Annotated in this window: 18 protein-coding genes; 7 read left to right on the plus strand and 11 right to left on the minus strand. The window is 64.5% G+C overall.

From position 1 onward, the window contains the following. Positions 1–19 precede the first annotated feature (19 nt). Both DUPY_RS08615 and DUPY_RS08620 read right to left on the minus strand, forming a co-directional pair. Positions 20–685, minus strand: coding sequence for a hypothetical protein (locus DUPY_RS08615; RefSeq protein WP_070247417.1), 666 nt, complete (start codon positions 683–685; stop codon positions 20–22). Between the two features lie 200 nt (positions 686–885). Beyond that, positions 886–1857 carry a gliding motility protein GldB-related protein gene (locus tag DUPY_RS08620; protein ID WP_070247418.1) on the minus strand — a complete coding sequence of 324 codons (972 nt, stop codon included), beginning with the start codon at positions 1855–1857 and terminating at the stop codon, positions 886–888. Positions 1858–2086: 229 nt separating this feature from the next. Between DUPY_RS08620 and DUPY_RS28620 the strand changes: the two genes are divergently transcribed. Beyond that, positions 2087–2383: a helix-turn-helix domain-containing transcriptional regulator gene (locus tag DUPY_RS28620; RefSeq protein ID WP_071651605.1), complete on the plus strand. Its 297-nt coding sequence runs from the start codon at positions 2087–2089 to the stop codon at positions 2381–2383. Here DUPY_RS28620 and DUPY_RS08625 read toward each other — a convergent pair. From DUPY_RS08625 to DUPY_RS08635, 3 genes are all read right to left on the minus strand, one after another. After that, positions 2352–4016 (minus strand): methyl-accepting chemotaxis protein, encoded by a 1665-nt coding sequence (locus tag DUPY_RS08625; protein WP_070247419.1) that lies wholly within the window; start codon positions 4014–4016, stop codon positions 2352–2354. The two genes, DUPY_RS28620 and DUPY_RS08625, sit on opposite strands and share 32 nt — an antisense overlap. A 120-nt stretch (positions 4017–4136) precedes the next feature. Then, positions 4137–4949 carry a phosphate/phosphite/phosphonate ABC transporter substrate-binding protein gene (locus tag DUPY_RS08630; protein ID WP_070247420.1) on the minus strand — a complete coding sequence of 271 codons (813 nt, stop codon included), beginning with the start codon at positions 4947–4949 and terminating at the stop codon, positions 4137–4139. Next, a complete protein-coding gene (locus tag DUPY_RS08635) occupies positions 4918–5928 on the minus strand; it encodes a fatty acid desaturase (protein ID WP_070247421.1) in 1011 nt (336 codons plus the stop codon). The genes DUPY_RS08630 and DUPY_RS08635 overlap by 32 nt, the downstream gene beginning before the upstream one ends. Positions 5929–6092: 164 nt before the next feature. Here DUPY_RS08635 and DUPY_RS08640 point away from each other — a divergent pair, with 164 nt between their 5' ends. Further along, on the plus strand, positions 6093–6293 hold the full coding sequence (locus DUPY_RS08640) for a hypothetical protein (protein ID WP_070247422.1): 201 nt from the start codon (positions 6093–6095) through the stop codon (positions 6291–6293). Between the two features lie 3 nt (positions 6294–6296). On the opposite strand, the gene DUPY_RS08645 is transcribed toward DUPY_RS08640, so the two are convergent. Next, positions 6297–7052: a Crp/Fnr family transcriptional regulator gene (locus DUPY_RS08645; RefSeq protein ID WP_070247423.1), complete on the minus strand. Its 756-nt coding sequence runs from the start codon at positions 7050–7052 to the stop codon at positions 6297–6299. Between the two features lie 187 nt (positions 7053–7239). Next, entirely contained in the window at positions 7240–8409 is a 1170-nt protein-coding gene (locus DUPY_RS08650) for a 4-hydroxybenzoate 3-monooxygenase (protein ID WP_070247424.1), read from the minus strand. A 124-nt stretch (positions 8410–8533) separates the two neighbouring features. On the opposite strand from DUPY_RS08650, the gene DUPY_RS08655 reads away from it, so the two are divergent. Further along, complete coding sequence (locus DUPY_RS08655) at positions 8534–9445, plus strand: helix-turn-helix domain-containing protein (RefSeq protein WP_070247505.1); 912 nt, start codon at positions 8534–8536, stop codon at positions 9443–9445. Positions 9446–9450: 5 nt separating this feature from the next. On the opposite strand, the gene DUPY_RS08660 is transcribed toward DUPY_RS08655, so the two are convergent. Continuing rightward, complete coding sequence (locus DUPY_RS08660) at positions 9451–10236, minus strand: IclR family transcriptional regulator domain-containing protein (RefSeq protein WP_070247425.1); 786 nt, start codon at positions 10234–10236, stop codon at positions 9451–9453. Positions 10237–10366: 130 nt separating this feature from the next. Here DUPY_RS08660 and pcaH point away from each other — a divergent pair, with 130 nt between their 5' ends. From pcaH to pcaCD, 4 genes are read left to right on the plus strand one after another with little or no spacing between them, the layout of a single operon-like run. Beyond that, complete coding sequence (gene pcaH / locus DUPY_RS08665) at positions 10367–11059, plus strand: protocatechuate 3,4-dioxygenase subunit beta (RefSeq protein WP_070247506.1); 693 nt, start codon at positions 10367–10369, stop codon at positions 11057–11059. Positions 11060–11081: 22 nt separating this feature from the next. Continuing rightward, positions 11082–11597, plus strand: a complete 516-nt coding sequence (locus tag DUPY_RS08670; RefSeq protein ID WP_070247426.1) for a peptidase associated/transthyretin-like domain-containing protein — start codon at positions 11082–11084, stop codon at positions 11595–11597. A 12-nt stretch (positions 11598–11609) separates the two neighbouring features. Further along, positions 11610–12986 (plus strand): lyase family protein, encoded by a 1377-nt coding sequence (locus tag DUPY_RS08675; RefSeq protein ID WP_070247427.1) that lies wholly within the window; start codon positions 11610–11612, stop codon positions 12984–12986. 7 nt (positions 12987–12993) lie between these two features. Next, positions 12994–14256 (plus strand): bifunctional 4-carboxymuconolactone decarboxylase/3-oxoadipate enol-lactonase PcaCD, encoded by a 1263-nt coding sequence (gene pcaCD / locus DUPY_RS08680; RefSeq protein ID WP_070247428.1) that lies wholly within the window; start codon positions 12994–12996, stop codon positions 14254–14256. 128 nt (positions 14257–14384) lie between these two features. Here the strand turns inward: pcaCD and DUPY_RS08685 are convergent, their stop codons facing one another. The 3 genes from DUPY_RS08685 to DUPY_RS08695 are packed head-to-tail and all read right to left on the minus strand — an operon-like array spanning position 14385 to position 17603. After that, positions 14385–15581: an ABC transporter substrate-binding protein gene (locus DUPY_RS08685; RefSeq protein WP_070247429.1), complete on the minus strand. Its 1197-nt coding sequence runs from the start codon at positions 15579–15581 to the stop codon at positions 14385–14387. Positions 15582–15600: 19 nt separating this feature from the next. Then, on the minus strand, positions 15601–16563 hold the full coding sequence (locus DUPY_RS08690; protein ID WP_070247430.1) for a PDR/VanB family oxidoreductase: 963 nt from the start codon (positions 16561–16563) through the stop codon (positions 15601–15603). Next, positions 16560–17603, minus strand: coding sequence for an aromatic ring-hydroxylating dioxygenase subunit alpha (locus tag DUPY_RS08695; protein WP_070247431.1), 1044 nt, complete (start codon positions 17601–17603; stop codon positions 16560–16562). Before DUPY_RS08695 ends, DUPY_RS08690 begins: the two co-directional genes overlap by 4 nt. Positions 17604–17733 lie beyond the last annotated feature (130 nt).

Raw genomic sequence — 17733 nt, forward strand, 5'->3', positions numbered from 1 at the left:
CTTCCTGGTCACTTCCTGGTCACTTCTTGATGACCGTGCCAAGCGCCACTGGCTGCCCGGCTGGCAGCGTTTCCACGTAATCCCTGCCACGGAACACATGCCAGCCTTGGACATCGGTGTTCGGGTCGATTTCTTTTGCGGCCGGCGCGTAACCGAGGCGCCCTTGCCAGCTTTCCTTGCCATCGGCTTCCATCGAATAGGTGATGTTCAGACCTTCGCGCTTGATGGTGCCTGTTACTGTCGGTCCATCCTCGCCCTTTGCGTGTTCCAGACCCGGGATATCGGTTTCGTCGAAGTCGATGCCGGCGCCATCGGCCAATGCGCACGGGCTTTTCATCCTGGGCCAGTCTCCGCGCGTCATGGGAGGCGCAAGCAGCATGGAGATTTCGGAAAACACGGCGGGATTGGGTTTGTCCGGGCCGGAAGTCAGGCGGATGGTATCGCTTGAATTGCTGGGCAATATGGTGATGATCGCCGCTTGTTTGCCGTCGACATCCAGATGTGCCACCGAGGCATTCGTGTAGTTCTCGACCTTGGCTTTCCACACGCGGCCCTTTTTTGCGGTGGTGCGCTCGACGTCAGTGGCGTCTGTCCATTTCAGCGTGGCGGGACAGGTAGCCTGGGCGTACGAGAACGACGGCGACGAGATTGCCAGGGCAAGCAGCAGTGATGGGCCAAGCTTCATGGTTTTCCTGATGGATGAGAGACGTGTCATTGCGCAGTGTGGGCAAAGGTTGCAATTAAAGCAAATCACTCTTCTCAACATAACGCTTGTTCCTGGTTCGCGCCAAGGTGGCTAACTCCGGCCATGTCGACACCGCCTCGGCAAGGCTGTGCAGCGCCCACCTGAACCATTCCGAATCGCGTGCGATCGCCTCTCGTTGTTCACGGTGCATAGCCGCTGGCTTTCAGGATGGCCGCCGGATCACGCAACGCGAGCAGCTCGCCGATGGCGGCGCGCGGATCCGGCGAGTGTGCCACGTAGGCTTCCGCGATGCGCATGCCGATCCAGTAGCCGGCTTCGTGAGGCCACCCTGCTGGCGCCGATCCGTAATTGGTGAACCAGCGCCGGAAGCGACTGTCAGCCATCGGGTTGGCCAGGCTGGCGCTGTCTTTTTGCATGGCCAGGCGATCGCGCTGGAACTCCTGCCACAGCCATGGCTCACGCTCTCGGGCCCACCCATCGCGCTGCCGATCCGGCACTTCGCCCGTGACCAGGCTCGCCAGGTAATCGGCGACACCCTCGAGCAACGCCTGGTTCAGCAGGGGATCGGCTGCGGCTTGCGGCGTGTCGTCACGCTGCCAGGTGTGCACCGTCTCGTGGGCGAAGAACGCGCGCATCCTGGTGCGGAACTGTTCGGGAGTGGTGCCCGGCAAGCAGGTCACTTCCAGGCCGATCACTTGCGCGTCCCGGCTGGCAGTGCCGCCCGAGTTACCAGCGCCGAAGACCACGTGAATCGCCGGCAACGGACGTTCCGGCAGCAAACCGGCGAAAGCGAGGTAGATCGCCCGCAGGTCGCTGCGCAGTGCTGGCAACTGCGGCAGGCACTCCCTGATCGCGTAGCGATAATTGTCGGTCCTGGCGGCCACCGCGCGCGCCAGGCGCCTGGCGTCGACGATGCGCATGGGCGTGAAGATGCCGACGCCAGCTCCAGCGCCGTCAAGGTAGTCGCGCTGCAGCATCTCTGCGGTGGGTACGGCGCCGTCCTTCAGCAAGAGGGCGAAGCGCTGCGCATCGCGCGCGTCGATGTCGGCTGCCAACGGATCGACGCCGCCGCGCGGGTGGGCAACTGGTTGCGCCAGGGCCTGGCTTGCGACCACGGTGAAGACCAACAGTGCTGCAAGCTTTTTTATCATTGTGGTGGGGTCATCGTTTGGGGCCTGGTTAGGCGAACTAATCGAACTTTAACCCATCCAATAACTTGGGCGACAGTTAAATGGGAACAATCAGGCTGTGAATGTAAAGTCTGGCTGATCGACAGGCCCGCGCGCGGATACTGGTCAGACTGCAACGCATGATTGCCGGAAGTTTTGGCGACTGCAAACCGTTGACCGACTGGAAAGACTGGAACAGGAGAAATGCAATATGAGTAATTCGTCCCGCCCGCACGACGATGCAGTCGTGGAACTGCTGCGAGAGGATCCAGCACTGGTCGATGAATACCTCGCAGCAGCCCTGGAAGATGCAGACAAAGAAGGCGGTCGTCAGGGACTGCTGGCGGCGTTACGCCATGTTGCCGAAGCGCAGGGCATGGCGAACGTTGCCGAGCGCTGCTGGCGGTACTCGATGCGGCCGGACCCAAGCTTGGCGTGCATCGCGCACTGCCAGCCTGATAGTCCAAAGCCGACGGTTAAAACGCTTCCCACTCATCGGCAGCGGTAGCCGGCGCTTTCAGCTTCGGTTGCGCCTTGGCCGCAACGCGCGCGACCGGTTTCACCGGCGCCGGCTTCATCACCGTCTTGGCGCCCTGCCCGGCCGCGATGGTAAACGCAGCCACCGTCTGCTCCAGCATGTCGGCCTGCTCGCGCAAGGTCTCGGCGGCGGCAGCGGTTTCTTCCACCAGCGCGGAGTTCTGTTGCGTGGTGCCGTCCATCTCGGTGATGGCCTTGTGGATCTGGGCGATGCCGTCGTTCTGCTCTTGCGTGGCGGCGCTGATTTCGCCCACGATGTCGGTCACCTGGCGGATGCTCGAGACCACGTCATGCATGGTGGTGCCGGCCTGCTCCACCAGCCTGGTGCCCGAGCCTACCTTTTCCACCGAGTCGTCGATCAGGGTCTTGATCTCTTTCGCGGCGGCCGCCGAGCGCTGCGCCAGGTTGCGCACTTCGCTCGCTACCACGGCAAAGCCACGGCCCTGCTCACCGGCGCGCGCCGCTTCCACGGCCGCGTTCAGGGCCAGGATATTGGTCTGGAAAGCGATGCCGTCGATGACCGAGATGATGTCCACGATCTTGCGCGACGATTCGTTGATCGACCCCATGGTCACCACCACCTGCTCCACCACCGCGCCGCCCTCGGAGGCCACCTGCGAGGCCGAAAGCGCCAGCTGGTTGGCCTGGCGCGCATTGTCGGCGTTCTGGCCGACGGTGGACGTCAGCTGGTGCATGCTGGCGGACGTCTGTTCCAGCGCTGCCGCCTGGGTGGCGGTGCGCTGCGCCAGGTCGCCGGTGCCGGCTGCGATCTGGTTCGAGGCCGAACCGACCGCGCTGGTGGATGCGCGCACGGTGTCGATCACGCGGCCGATCTGCGTCAGCAGCTGGTTGAAAGCCACCGCGGTCTGGCCGATTTCGTCCATGCGCGCGACCGGGATCTTGCGCGTCAGGTCCAGCGTTTCGCTCACGTGCACCAGCGTGCTGCGGATCGATTCCAGGCTGCCCTTGATCAGCTTATACAGCTGCCAGGCCAGCGCGCCAGTCACCAGCAGCGCCAGCGCCACCACGCTTACCAAGAGCGTAAACGCAAAATCGTAGGCGGCCACGCTCTCGTCGCGCACATTGGCAATGAGCTTGTTGTTATAGGCGATGTGGTCATCGAAACCCTTGGTCAGCGCAGCGGCGGTGAGCGCCAGCGGCGTGCCGGGCATCAGCGTGGCGCGCACGGCGTCCATGTCGCCGGCGTGGGCGCCCGCGATGAATGGCACCAACGCCTGGCGGTAGGCTGCCATGTTCTGCTTGTCCTGCTCCAGCATCTTGCGGTCGGTGTCGTCGAAGATGCGGTTTTTCTCGTAGTTGGCCAGCACCTCGTCGAACCTGGCGTGGGCGTCGTTGTAGGCCTTGTCCAGGTCCGTCTTGTCTGCCAGGTTGGAGAAGACCGACAGGCGATAACCGGCCAGGCGGGTGGCGGCGGCAAAGCTCTTGGCGGAATTGAGTCCTTCGATGCTCGGGATCAAACGGGTTTGCACCATGTCGAGGCGATGGTGGGCGTTGGACAGCTGGGACAGGCCAGTGACGCCAACGAAAATCAGGGCCAGCAAGGCCACCGACAAGGTCAAGATCAAGCGCTTGGTGATACTCATAGACTTTTCCATGGAAAGTGAGGGGTGGCGGTCATCTTGACGCGACCTGCCGGCACTATACTCTAAATGTTTCCGATGGGCAATTATACTAACGTATTATCTACACAGTTGTTGCCTGAATCACGTGACAACCGGGGATGCCGTCGCGGATGGGCCAGTTACCATCGTTCTGGCAGGGACGGCGGCCATGACGTTGATGCAGTCGTACGCCGCATCGTCGAGATAATCGAACGACTCGATGCGCAGCGCATCCATGGCCGTGCGCAGCCGCGCACCGGGCCACAGCAACGCTTGCCGTAAGCGCTCCACCAGCACCAGGGGCACCTGCCCGCCCGCGATGAACGGCAAACCCGGAGCGGTCGCCGAATAGTCCAGCACCGAGATGTCGCGCAGCCGCTCCGGGTACTCCAGCGCGATATAACCATACGTGACGCAGTCGATGGCGGCGATGTCCGCCACGCCGGCAGCCACCAGCGCCAGGCTGGCCGCATGGCTGCCCGACCATTTCACGTCCCGGAAGAACTCTGCGCCGTTAGAAAACGGCGCCACTGCATGGCGCAACGCGTTCATGCCGCTATTGGAGTGGGCGTCGTTGATTGCAGCGACGCGACCACGCGCCTGTGCCAGGCCGGCAATGCCGCTGCCGGTGCGGGTGACGATCACGCTCGAATAGTCGCAGTGGTCGCAGCCGGGGAAATCGTAGGCGGGCGTGGCCAGCAGCTGCACCTGGCCGCGCAACTGCGTGACATACGGGTGGCCGCAGGTCTGGCTCACCAGCAGGTCGGGCTGGCGCCAGAAGTCGATCAGCGTGCCAGGCTGCTCCAGCGTGGCGTGCACCCCCACCTGCTCGATCAGCTCCGCGAGCAGGGTTTCGTAACCCTGCGTCAAGCGGGGCGAGACGTTATACATGGGCAGCGCGGTTTTCCAGTGCATGATCGTTCGAAGGGTGCTGGGGCATGAGGGGATGGACCGGCGCGTCGATGGCGGTAAAGCCGTAACGGCGCACCAACTCACCGTAACCGTCCACGTGGAAGCCGCCACTGCGCGCGTTATAGGTCTCGCGCCGGGCGCGGTACACGCGCGGCAGCAGATACCACGGCAGCGACGGCAGGTCGTGGTGCACCAGGTGCAGATTGTTATTCAAAAACAGCAGGCGGAAAAACCAGCCGGCCTCGTTGAGCACGATGCGCTGCTTGTGGTCCTGGGCCGGGCGGTGCTCGTGGTAGGAGCGTACCATGGCCAGCGACTGCGCCGGATACGCTATCGCCAGCAGGTACCACCACGCCTGCACGCTCAACGCCGACGAGATCCACCACAGCAGCGCCGCCACCATGGCGATGTGCGCAAGCCACATCGGCACGTAGCGCCAGTCGCCGCGCAGCGGCTGGCGCACCGCCTCGAACAGCGTGCTGCCGATCGCCAGCGCGGGCCCCACCAGCACCCGGCCCCAGAACGTCTTGTTGAACCAGTACACCAGGCGCACCGGCCGGCTCATGCCCGCCCACTCCTGCGGACAGAGGTACTGGCTCTCGGTATCGAGCGCCGGCATGGTCAGGTGGGAATCGACGTGGTGCGCCAGGTGGCCGTCGCGGTACAGGCGGTACGGGTACCAGATCGCCAGCGGCGCATAGCCGAACAGCCGGTTCACCGATGGCCACCGCGTGGGATGGCCATGTATCAGCTCGTGCTGGAGCGACATATACCAGGCGCTCCACCAGATCATCAGCAAAGTGGCCGGAACTGCGCCCAGCACGCGCCAGTTGGCCAATGTGAGCAGCCAGCCGCCGTAGATCGCCACGATCAGCAGCCAGGTCGGCCACTCGGCGCGCCACAGTGGGCGGGCGCGCTCGAACGCCACTTCCGCGTGCTGGTGCGCATCGATGTATTCCGACCCTGTGTAGTGTTGACCCATGTTTGATCCCCGCCGAATGGCACGTGGATCAAGTATAGGGAGGGTCGTTAGATGGTAAAACGAATGAAAACACGCATCGTTATGTGTTTTTCGATGGGTCGTGAAGGCGGCACTAGGTGTGGCAACGTACAGCCGCGAGCGCGGCGGGGAGGCAGAATGAAGCCATGGATACCTCGCTCAACATCGCCAAAAAACCACCACCTGCGGCCTACGCTCTGCATCGGCAGATGATGGCCGTGCAGCGGACCATGTCCGCTGCTACGGTGGAAGAATCGGTGAGGGCTTCGCGTTGGGCCAACGCCTGGTACCAGCTGGTGCAGCGCAAGCTGGACCAGCTCCAGCAAGCGCCGCGCTATTTACATTGAGGATTATGCAGGGGTGTAGCAACCACCGGCGCGGCGTTCCATGCCGGCGCGGTCGATCACGGTCACGGTGCCGCGACGATAAACGATCAGGCCTTCTTCCTGCAGCTTGCCCGCCGAGCAGGTGATGCTCTCGCGGCGCACGCCCAGCATGTTGGCGATCATTTCCTGGGTCACTTTGAGTTCGTTCGACAGCGAGCGGTCCAGGCGTTCGAGCAACCAGCGGCACAGGCGTTGCTCGATGCTGCCGTGACGCACACCGGCGACGGTTTGCGCCAGTTGCGCGAACAAGGCGCTGGTGTGGCGCATCAGTTGCTGGGCCAGGGCGCCGCCGCTGAAGAAGGCGTTGCGCAGTACCGCAGCGCGCACGCGGTAGCCGTAACCGGAGGTTTGCACCACGGCCGAGCAATTGGCGCGTTCGGTTTCGTACATCGACACACCGACTACACCTTCGCGGCCGACCACGGCGATCTCGGTGGCGCCGCCCTCTTCGGTCACGTATTGCAGCGAGACGATGGCGTTGGTCGGAAAGAAGGCATATTCCATTTTGTCGCCGATATCGAACAGGTGCTTGCCAGCTTCCAGCGGCACCAGTTCCAGGTCGGCGAACATGGCCACCAGTTCGTCACGCGACAGGGCGCGCAGCAGTTCGTTCTGTTGGGCGCCGGTCAGGCTCACAGTCGGTGAGGCATCCGCCGCGATGGTGCGACCTACGTTGCCGATGGTGTTGGCGGAGACGGAAGTTGGAGTAGCGTGGAACATGGCGGGCCTCTTCGAATAGTGTTGTTGTCTGCTGCCGGCGCCTATTTACAAGTGCCGGCTGATGAACAACACTATATCCCCGCTATGTTCGCTACCTTATAGGACCACCTACACGGCTAATGTAGGTTAGGAACATAACACAGCGTAAGACCAGTCCTACTCAAACCACGCCGCTTGAAATGCGCGACTAGAAGTCACCAACATAGTTCTCGGCCAGCGCGGTGGCCATCGCCCGCGACGACACGATATTGGCCAGTTCCGCGCGTTGCATCTCGCGTTCGAACGGCGTGGCGCCTTCGAAGGTATGCAGCAGCCGCGTCATGGTCCACGAGAAGTACTCGGCGCGCCAGATGCGCTTGAGCGCATGTTCGGTATAACCGGCCAGCAGCCCGTCCTTGCCCTGCTTGTAGTACTGCTCGAAGCCGCGCGCCAGCAGCTTGACGTCGCCCACGGCCAGGTTCATACCCTTGGCGCCGGTCGGCGGCACGATGTGCGCCGAATCGCCCGCCAGGAACAGCCGCCCCGCCTGCATCGGCGTGGAGACGAAGCTGCGCATGGCGATAATCCCCTTCTGGAAGATGCGGCCTTCGTTGACCTTCCAGCCATCGTTGTTTTCCAGGCGCGCGTGCAGCTCCGACCAGATGCGGTCGTCGGACCAGTTATCGACATGGTCTTTCGGGTCGCACTGGAAGTATAGCCGTTGTACGGTAGGCGACCGTGTGCTGACCAACGCAAAACCGCGATCGTGCTGCGCATAGATCAATTCGTCGGACGACGGGCTCGACTCGACCAGGATGCCGAACCAGCCGAACGGATAGATGCGCTGGAAGTCGCGGCGCTGGTCCTGCCCCGGCATCGACGCGCGCGACACGCCATGGTAGCCGTCCGCACCAATAATGAAATCGGCGTCGATCCGCGCTTCTTCGCCGCGATGGGTGAACGTGACCGAGGGCTGGTCGGTCTCCACGCCGTGCAGCGCCACATCGGACACCTCGACCAGGATCTGGCCCTGTGCCGCCAGCCGCGCGGCCACCAGGTCCTTGATCACCTCGTGCTGCGGATAGACGGTAATCGCCTTGCCGGTCAGATCCAGCAGGTCGATGCGGTGGCGCTTGCCGTCGAACGACAGCTCCACGCCGTGGTGCAGCGCGCCGATGGTGCGCATGCGCTCACCGACGCCCGATTCGTTGAGGATGTCCATCGTGCCCTGCTCCAGCACGCCGGCGCGGATGGTCGCCTCGATGTCGGCGCGTGAGCGGGTTTCGATGACGACCGATTCGATGCCCTGCAGGTGCAGCAGGTGGGATAACAGCAGGCCGGCAGGGCCGGCGCCGACGATGGCTACCTGGGTTTTCATGATGTGTCTCCGGTTTGTTGTGGCAGATGTTATGGCTGCATCGTAGCGCCGCGCGGGCAGAAAAAACATGGAGGAAAGCGCATAAAACTTGTACTATTTCGACAGACCTTCCACCTCGCCCATCATGCCCAAGACTGCGACCTTGCTAGATAACGCCAACGCCGGCATTCCCCGCTTCGCCCTGTACGGCGAGCAAACAAGGGCGGAAAACGCTGAATTCGTCCACATCGAACTGATCGAAACCCGCAGCCGCGTGTACGACTGGCATATCGACCGGCATACGCACCCGGGCATGTTTCAGGTACTTTTTCTGTTCGGTGGCGATGTGCGCGCGGGGGTGGAAGACCAGTTATGGAAGTGCCGGGGACCGACTGTCATCACCATCAATCCCGCCGTGGCGCACGGCTTCGACTTCGCGCCCGGGGCGCATGGCTACGTGCTGACGGTGGACCAGAACGTGGTGTATTCGGCCGCCGAAAACCAGGCCGACCTGTACGCCTCGCTGTTCATGGCGCCGCTGGCGATCGACCTGGCGGCGCTGCCCGAGATGTGCACGCGCCTCGAAGCCCTGCTGCAGCAGCTGCTGGCCGAGGCCACCTGGCCGCAGCACGGCCATACACTGATGCTCGACTGGCTGGCGCGCTGCGTGTTGCTGCTGCTGGTGCGCGTACACGCCGAACACCGCATCGCCGACCAGTCGGGCCGCAGCGACTTCGAGCTGTTTTCGCGCTTTCGCGCCGAGGTGGAGCAGCACTACAAGGACCAGTGGCAGGTGGCCGACTACGCCGGCGCGCTGCGCGCCACGCCCACCCGCCTCAATCGCCTGTGCCTCAAGCTGGCTGGCAAATCGGCGTTCGACATCGCCCAGGACCGGCTGATGCTCGAAGCGTGTCGCAAGCTCACTTACGTCCCGGCCAGCATCGCCAGCATCGCCTACGAGCTGGGGTTCCAGGACCCGGCGTACTTCAGCCGCCTGTTCAAGAAGCGCGTGGGCGCGACGCCCAAGGCGTTCCGGCTCAAGGTAACGTCACAGTAGGGTGCTCACAGCAAGGCGTTCAGTTCCACCTGGATCTTGATCAGCGCCGGCAGGCAGCGCTCCACCATCTCGCCTGGCGGCATGCGCCCGGCATGGACGCTGATGTTCATCGCCGCCACCACCTCGTTGCGGAAGTTTCGCAGCGGGACCGAGAGCGTACGCAAGCCCAGCTCCAGTTCCTGGTCCACCAGCGCATAACCATGGGCACGGGCGCGGGTGATCTCCAGGGCCAGGCGCTCCTTGCCGGTGATGGTGTGCTCGGTGATCGGCTCCGGTTGCAACCGCTCGAGGTATGCATCCAGCTGCGCCGGCGGCAGGCTGGCGAGCAGCATGCGGCCGTTGGCGGTACACCAGGCAGGCACGCGGGTACCCGGTTGCAGCGTGCTTGACACCATCTGGCCCGCGCTCACCGCCGCCACGCACACCAGCTGATCGTGATCGAGGATGCCCACCGACGCCGCCTCGCCCAGCGAGTAGGCGAGCCGGTACAACAGCGGCTGCGCCAGCCGTGGCAAGCGCGCCGAATGCAGGTACGACTGCCCCAGTCGCAGCACCATCGGCGTCAACGAAAACAGCTTGTTCTCGTGGCGCATATAGCCGAGGTGCGTGAGCGTGATCAGGTAGCGCCGCGCCGCCGCACGCGTCAGTCCCGTGTGCGCGGCGACCTCCGCGATACTGAGGCGACTGCGTTCCTGGTCGAAGGCCTGTATGACTTGCAGCCCTTTTTCCAGGCCGCCCACGAAGTCGCGCGGGCTGGGAATGTCGTCGGTATCGGTGGTATCGGTGATCATGGAAGATAAATCGAGATTTGGGCGCTATGCGCACAAAACGTGCGCATAGCGAATATAGCATGCACTGCCCGGCTTGTGGCCTGGCTGCGCTTTGCCTACTATCGACCGCACCAACAACAAGGAGACCGCTGTGAAATTCGACACCATCGCCGCCGGCGTCTACCCGGAACTCGTCTATCCGCCGTATAAATCCACGCTCAAGCGCGGCCCGTTGCAGCCCTTGCTGCGCATCGCCGCACCGGTGCCGGTGAGCGACAATATCGCGCCCTCCCCGCGCATCCTGCTGCCCCACGACACCGACCTGACTGCGCAAGGCGACGGCGCGCCGCTGGGCGAGAAAATCGTCGTCACCGGCCGCGTGCTCGACGAGGACGGCAAGCCGGTGCGCAACTCGCTGGTCGAAGTCTGGCAATGCAACGCGGCCGGCCGCTACCGCCACAAGAAGGACCAGCACGACGCACCGCTCGACCCCAACTTCAATGGCTGGGGCAAAATGATGACCGACGACGAAGGTCGCTACCGCTTCGTTACCATCAAGCCCGGCCCTTACCCGTGGGGCAACCACCACAAGGCCTGGCGCCCGGCCCATATCCATTTTTCCCTGTTCGGCAACGTGTATGCGCAGCGCCTGGTCACGCAAATGTACTTCCCCAGCGACCCGCTGTTCGATTACGACCCGATCTTCCAGAGTATTCCCGACCTGGCGGCGCGCCAGCGCCTGGTCTCGCGCTTTTCACTCGACGAGACCGTGAGCGACCAGATGCTCGGCTATGAATTCGACATCGTCCTGCGCGGACGCGACGCCACGCCCATGGGTATTTGAGAGCACAACCGGAGCACCAGACATGACAACAGCTATCACCACATCGCAAACCATCGGCCCGTTCTCGCACGAGGCCTGGCAATGGGCCATGGACCTGGGCACTGCCGCCAGCGCGGCCGCCGCCGGCATCACGTTTGACGGCACCATTTATGACGGCGACGGTACCCCGATCAACGACGCCCAGATCGAGGTATGGCAACCGGGCGCTGAACACGCGGAGGCCGCGCTCGATGTTCCCGCCTTCCGCCGCATTCCCAGCGACGACCAGGGCGGCTTTACCTTTACGCTGGCCGATATTGGCGCGCAGCCGGGCCAGCCGGTGGCCTATGTGACCGTGTTCGCGCGTGGCCTGGTCAAGCACCAGTTCACCGCCGTGTTCCTGGCCGACGACCCGGCGCTGGCAACATCTGCGATACTGGAACAGGTGCCCGCCGCGCGCCGCCCCACCCTGCTCGCCGCAAAAACCTCGGACGGCAAGTATCGCTGGGACATCCGCATGCAAGGCGACATGGAAACCGCCTTCTTCGACTACGTTTAGCCTGGAGCCGCAGTGAGTGTATCGATCTTCGACAGTTTTTTGACCACCACCGACATGATCGCCGTGTTCGACGACGCGGCCATCGTGCAAGGCATGTTCCGCTTCGAGCAGGCGCTGTCGCAGGCGCAGGCCGAGGAAGGCCTGCTGCCGCAGTCGGCCGCACGGGCAATTGCCGGCGTGTGCAACGCCCAGCTGTACGACATCCCCGCCCTGATCACGGCCGGCCGCCGCGCCGGCAGCCTGGCCATTCCGCTGGTAAAGGAACTGACCAGGACCGTGGCCCTGTACGACCAGGAAGCAGCGAGCAAGGTCCACTGGGGCAGCACCAGCCAGGACGTGATCGACACCGCGATGGTGCTGGCCACGCGCGACGCCCTGCAACTGCTCGACGACGGCCTGCACGACCTCACCGGCCGCCTGTTGCTGCTGGCCGGCGAACACCTGGCCACGCCGGTGCTGGCGCGCACCCTGATGCAGCCGGCCCAGGTGACCAGCTTCGGCTTCAAGCTGGCCGGCTGGCTGGCGCCGCTGGTGCGGTCGCGCGCGCGCCTGCGCGAGTGCGCCGAACGCGCCTTGCAGCTGCAACTGGGCGGCGCGGTGGGCACGCTGGCGGTGATGGGCGAACAAGGCCCGGCGGTGGCCACCCGCATGGCCAGCGCGCTCGAGCTGCGCGTGGCCGATGCGGCATGGCACACGCAGCGCGACGAGTGGGTGCGCCTGGGCCTGGAAGTGGCGGTGCTCACGGGCAGCCTGGGCAAGCTGGCCACGGACCTGAGCCTGATGGCGCAGGGAGAAATCGCCGAACTGGCCGAACCGTTCGGCAACGGCCGCGGCGGCTCGTCGGCCATGCCGCACAAGCGCAACCCGGTGTCGGCGATGATCGCGCTGGCCGCCGCCACCCGCACGCCGCAACATGCGGCCGCGCTATTGGCCGCCATGGGCCAGCAGCACGAACGTGGCCTGGGCAACTGGCAGGCCGAACTGGCCGAGTGGCCCGGCCTGTTCCTCAGTGCGCACGGCGCCTTGCAGGCGCTGGACGAAGCATTCGCCGGACTGCACGTGGACACCGCCCGCATGCGCCGCAATATCGACGCCTTGCAGGGGCTGGTGTTCGCGGAAGCGGCGGCTAGCTACCTGGCAGCGACCATCGGCAAATCGGCCGCCCACGCGCTGCTGGAAAAAATGACCGGCGAAGCCCTGTCCACTGGCGGCCACCTCGCCGACGTGCTGGCAGCGGCGATTGCGCTTGATCCGCCATTGCAGGCCGCCGTTGACCTGGCGCACCTGCGCACGCTGTTCGATCCGGTGGCCGCCACCGCGCCGGCGCAGCGACTGGCGCAGGAACAATTGCGCCGCCTGCGCGACGACATCAACCAATTCCCCAAGTGAGCACCGCATGAGTTTCGATCCGATCGACCACGACTTCGAGCGTGGACTGGGCAACCGCCGCACCATCCTCGGCGACGCGTGGGTCGAGCGTTCGCTCGGCAACGCCAACAATTTCAATGCCGACTTCCAGAACCTGATCACGCGCTTTGCCTGGAACGAGATCTGGGGCCGGCCCGGCCTGGAACAAAGGACCCGCCGCGCCATCGTCCTGTCGATCACCATTGCGCTGGGCCGCTGGGAAGAATTCGACCTGCACGTGCGCGCCGCCCTGCTGGGCGACGACAACAACCGCCTCACGCCTGACGAACTGAAGGAAGTACTGATCCAGTCGGCCATCTATGCCGGCGTTCCGGCCGCGAATACCGCTTTCACCCACGCCATGGTCATCCTGCGCGAAGTGGGCCCGCAGATCGGCTACGAGCTCGAACCTTCGGCGCCGCTGGCCGCCAGCCACCCGGGCGTGGGCCGCGAGGGACGCAGCAGCGGCAGGCCCGCCCTGCACTACACGGTGCGTGAACCGCGCAGCGGCAAGGCGCCGCGCCACACGGTGGTGCTCAGTCATGCGCTGGGCTGCGACCTGACCATGTGGGACCGGCTGGCCAACGAACTGGCTTTGGACAGCCGCGTCATTTGCTACGACCATCGCGGCCACGGCAGCTCGGAGTCGCCGCCTGGCGCCTACGCCATGGCCGAACTGGCCGACGACGCAGCCGCGCTGCTGCGCGAACTCGATACCGGGCCAGTGGTGTGGATAGGCTTGTCGATGGGCGGCATGGTCGGTCAGGAACTGGCGCTGCGCCACCCGTCGCTGGTGCGCGCACTGGTACTGGCCAACACCACGTCGGGCTACCCGGCGCCGGTGCAGGAAGTCTGGCGCCAGCGCATCGCCACGGTGCAGGCCCAGGGCATCGAACCGATCGCCGACGCCGTAATGGCCCGCTACTTCCACGACGCCTTCCGCTCCACCCATCCGGGCACGGTGGCGCGCTTCCGGCGCCGGGTGGTGGCAACCGATAACGTCGGCTATGCGGGCTGCTGCCACGCGGTGGGCACGGTCGAGACCACGGCGCGACTGGGACAGATCAAGGCGCGGACCCTGGTGATTGCGGGGGAACTGGACCAGGGCACGCCAGTGGCGATGGCGCAGGTGCTGGCCGACGGCATCGACGGTGCGCGGCTGGAGGTGTTGCAGGAGGCTTCGCATTTGAGCTATATCGAACAACCGGAGATGTTCAGCAGCGCGGTGCACAGCTTCATTGGGACTCTTTAAGCTGCCGTTAAATCCGTCATCCCCGCGCAGGCGGAGATCCATACCGAGCGTGAAATATACCGCGGCACAAACGCTCCATGGATCCCCGCATTCGCGAGGATGACGATTTTTAAGGTTGGCGGCTACCGTTAAACACCGGGATCGCGCACTTTATCCACCTGGTCGAACTCCACGTTGTAGTACCCCCCACCCACCTGCTCCGCCTTGCGGATATAAACCGTCTGCACGATATCGCGCGTGGCCGCATCGATGCTGACCGGGCCACGCACGCTGGTCCATGCCATGCCCTTCATGGCCGCCAGCAGCTTGTCGCCATTGCTGTCGCCACCGGTCTTTTTCAGGGCCTGGTACAGCAAATGCATGCCATCGTGCGCGCCCACCGAGTGGAAGTTCGGGCGCATTCCCTTGTTCGCTTTCTGGAACGCGTCCACGTAGGCCTTGTTCTCGGCCGACGGATGCGCCGCCGAGTAGTGGTGGCTGCTCACCACGCCGGCTGCCGCAGGGCCAATGCTCGCCATCAAATCGTCGTCGAGCACATCGCCGGTGCAGATCAGGCGCACGCCGGCTGCCGCCAGTCCGCGCTCGGTGAACTGCTTGAGCACCGCCGCGCCTTCGCCCGATGGCACGAACACGAACAAGGCGTCCGGTTTCAGGTCGCGCACCTTGGCCAGGAAAGGCGCGTAGTCGGGGTTGCGCAGCGGCGCACGGATGGTTTCCACGACCTTGCCGCCGCCTTCCGTAAAGCCCTTGACGAACACTTTTTCGGCATCCAGCCCGGGACCGTAATCGCTCACCAGCGTCACCACCGTGCGAATCTTGTTCTTGGCCGCCCACTGGGCCATGGGCGCTGTCACCTGCGCCAAGGTGAAGCCGGTGCGCACGATGTAAGGCGAGCGTTGCGGAATCACGGACGTGGCGGCCGCCATCACGATCATCGGCACCTTGGCCTGCGTGGCCACCGGCGCCGCCGCAAACGCCAGCGGTGTAAGGCCGAAGCCGGCCAGCACCTGCACCTTGTCGCGTGAGACCAGCTCCTGCGCCAGGCGCTTGGTCACATCGGGCGAGACGCCGCCGTCGTCCTTGACGATGATTTGCACCGGCCTTCCCGCGACCGTGGCGCCGTTCTGGGCGATATACAGTTTGACGGCCGCTTCGATCTGCTTGCCGGTGGAGGCGAACGGCCCGGACATCGGCAGGATCAGGCCCACCTTGAGCGGGTCGGCGGCAAACGCGGACAGCGGCAGCAGGCCGGTAGTGAGCGCGGCAGACAATGAAGCTGTAACCCGCAGGATGCGGCGGCGGGGCTGATTGGCAGGGTTGGTCATGGTGTCTCCTTGGGTATTTTTATAGGTCGAGCAGCAGCGTGGGGGTCTTGGAACGGGAACAGCACGGCGTGAACTGGTCGTTGGCGGCCTGCTCCTCCTCGGTCAGGTACTGGTCGCGGTGATCGGGCACGCCTTCCAGTACGCGCGTGAGGCACGTGCCGCATACGCCCTGCTCGCACGATGCCGGCACGAATACGCCGGCGTCCTGCAGCACTTTCATGACGGTCACGCCGACCGGGATGGTGTAGGCGGCGCCGGTCGATTTGAGTTGCACCTCGAACGGCTGGTCGCCTGCTGCTTCCTCGACGACAGCGCCGAAGTACTCGAGGTGCAGCTGGGCGGCCGGCCATTGCTGTTGCGCGGCGCATGTCTTCACATGCTCGATGAAGCCGACGGGTCCGCAAAAATAGATATGGGTGCTGCGGTCCAGGCCCGCCAGCAGTGCCGGCAAGTCCAGCTTTCGGGCGCGGTCGCCAGTGTCGAAGTACAGGTGCGAGACGGCGGCAAAACTCGATGCTGCGATGCGGTCGCGGAACGCCATGCGCTCGGGCGAGCGCGCACAGTAGTGGAGCTCGAACTGCGCACCCTGTGCGGACAATGCCTCGGCCATCGCCAGGATCGGCGTGACGCCGATGCCGCCGGCCAGCAGCAGGCTGCGCGGCGCGTCGGTCAGCGCGAACAGGTTGCGCGGAGCGCTGATGTGCAGCGTGGCGCCGGCCGCGATGGCATCATGCATGGCCTGCGAGCCGCCGCGCGAGGCCGGATCCCGCAACACGCCGATCAGGTAGCGATGGCGCTCGTGCGGCGGATTACACAGCGAGTACTGGCGCACCAGGCCGGGCGCCACGTGGACGTCGATATGCGCACCGGCAGCAAACGGCGGCAGGTCGCTGCCGTCTGCGCTCACCAGTTCATAGCTGCATATATCGTCCGCCTCGCTGGTCCGGCGCTCCACCCGGACGCTCAGCAGGCCGGCGCTCATGCCGGCTGCTCCGGCGTATTTTCCTTGACCATCCATTGTTCCAGCACGCGGCGCGACTGCATGCCGCCGGCGTCGATGTTCAGCGCCAGCAGCTTGCGCTCGGGATGGCGCAGCAGGTTGGCCTGCTGCAGTTCCAGCATCTCGCGGTCTTCGTTGAATATCTTGCCCTGCCCTTCGCGGATGGTGGCGGTCAGTTCCTTGTCCTCGGGCTTGAAGTTGCGCGCCATGCCCCAGAAGTACCAGTGCGAGGTTTCGGTTTCCGGCGTGATGAAGTCCACCACGATGCTCGATGCCTTGTACTGCGGCGCGGCGTCGTAACCGCCGTTGCCGGCGTGGGCCACACCGACTTCGATCATCACGTGGCTCGGCGGCGTGAAGCGGCATACCTGCCAGCGGTCGACCGGCACGTCGTCGGCCAGGCCGTTGCCGCGCAGGGCCGCGCGCCAGAACGGCGGCGCCATGATGTTTTCCATGTAGCGGCTGGTGATCACTTCCTCGCCATTGACGCGCGTGGTCACCGGCGCCTCGTCGATCTCCTTCTGGCCGATGCTCGACGCGTGGACGTACGTCTCGTGGGTGAGGTCCATCAGGTTGTCGATCATCAGGCGGTATTCACAGTTGATGTGATAGAGGCCGCCGCCGTACGCCCATTCCGGGCTCTCGGCCCATTCCAGGTAAGGGATCTGCGCGGGGTCGGCCAGCGCCTGGTCGCCGGGCCACACCCAGATGAAGCCGTGGCGCTCTTCCACCGCGTAGCTGCCGATGCACGGGAAGCCGCGCGTGCGCTGGCCCGGCATGCTGACCACCTTGCCGTCGCAGCCCATTTCCAGGCCGTGATAGCCGCAGACCAGGTTGCCGTCGCGGACAAAGCCGAGCGACAGCGGCGCGCCGCGATGCGGACAGAAATCCTCCACCGCCGCCACCTTGCCCCCGGCGCCGCGGTAGAAAACGATCTTTTCGCCGCAGATCTGGCGTCCAAGCGGCTTGCCATCGATCTCGTCGGGTGTACAAGCCACGTACCAGGTATTTTTTGGGTACATCTTTGTCTCCTAAGTGAATTGAGCGCCGACCAAAGCCTCCAGAACGGCGTTGCAGTTCCTCGCCGTACATTCGTACTGTCTGCGTCGCTGCGCCTTGTTCTGACGGTTTTGTCAGGCGCTCATAAATATT

Origin of the sequence: Duganella phyllosphaerae, from assembly GCF_001758785.1 — a bacterium.
GTDB classification, from domain to species: Bacteria; Pseudomonadota; Gammaproteobacteria; order Burkholderiales; family Burkholderiaceae_D; genus Rugamonas; species Rugamonas phyllosphaerae.

Coding starts and splice junctions, on each gene's coding strand:
- DUPY_RS08615 (WP_070247417.1), bottom strand. CDS start 685: ATGAAGCTTGGCCCATCACTGCTGCTTGCCCTGGCAATCTCGTCGCCG.
- DUPY_RS08650 (WP_070247424.1), bottom strand. CDS start 8,409: ATGAAAACCCAGGTAGCCATCGTCGGCGCCGGCCCTGCCGGCCTGCTG.
- DUPY_RS08630 (WP_070247420.1), bottom strand. CDS start 4,949: ATGCACTGGAAAACCGCGCTGCCCATGTATAACGTCTCGCCCCGCTTG.
- DUPY_RS08640 (WP_070247422.1), top strand. CDS start 6,093: ATGGATACCTCGCTCAACATCGCCAAAAAACCACCACCTGCGGCCTAC.
- DUPY_RS08625 (WP_070247419.1), bottom strand. CDS start 4,016: ATGAGTATCACCAAGCGCTTGATCTTGACCTTGTCGGTGGCCTTGCTG.
- DUPY_RS08645 (WP_070247423.1), bottom strand. CDS start 7,052: ATGTTCCACGCTACTCCAACTTCCGTCTCCGCCAACACCATCGGCAAC.
- DUPY_RS28620 (WP_071651605.1), top strand. CDS start 2,087: ATGAGTAATTCGTCCCGCCCGCACGACGATGCAGTCGTGGAACTGCTG.
- DUPY_RS08690 (WP_070247430.1), bottom strand. CDS start 16,563: ATGAGCGCCGGCCTGCTGAGCGTCCGGGTGGAGCGCCGGACCAGCGAG.
- DUPY_RS08655 (WP_070247505.1), top strand. CDS start 8,534: ATGCCCAAGACTGCGACCTTGCTAGATAACGCCAACGCCGGCATTCCC.
- pcaCD (WP_070247428.1), top strand. CDS start 12,994: ATGAGTTTCGATCCGATCGACCACGACTTCGAGCGTGGACTGGGCAAC.
- DUPY_RS08670 (WP_070247426.1), top strand. CDS start 11,082: ATGACAACAGCTATCACCACATCGCAAACCATCGGCCCGTTCTCGCAC.
- DUPY_RS08685 (WP_070247429.1), bottom strand. CDS start 15,581: ATGACCAACCCTGCCAATCAGCCCCGCCGCCGCATCCTGCGGGTTACA.
- DUPY_RS08635 (WP_070247421.1), bottom strand. CDS start 5,928: ATGGGTCAACACTACACAGGGTCGGAATACATCGATGCGCACCAGCAC.
- DUPY_RS08620 (WP_070247418.1), bottom strand. CDS start 1,857: ATGATAAAAAAGCTTGCAGCACTGTTGGTCTTCACCGTGGTCGCAAGC.
- DUPY_RS08695 (WP_070247431.1), bottom strand. CDS start 17,603: ATGTACCCAAAAAATACCTGGTACGTGGCTTGTACACCCGACGAGATC.
- DUPY_RS08660 (WP_070247425.1), bottom strand. CDS start 10,236: ATGATCACCGATACCACCGATACCGACGACATTCCCAGCCCGCGCGAC.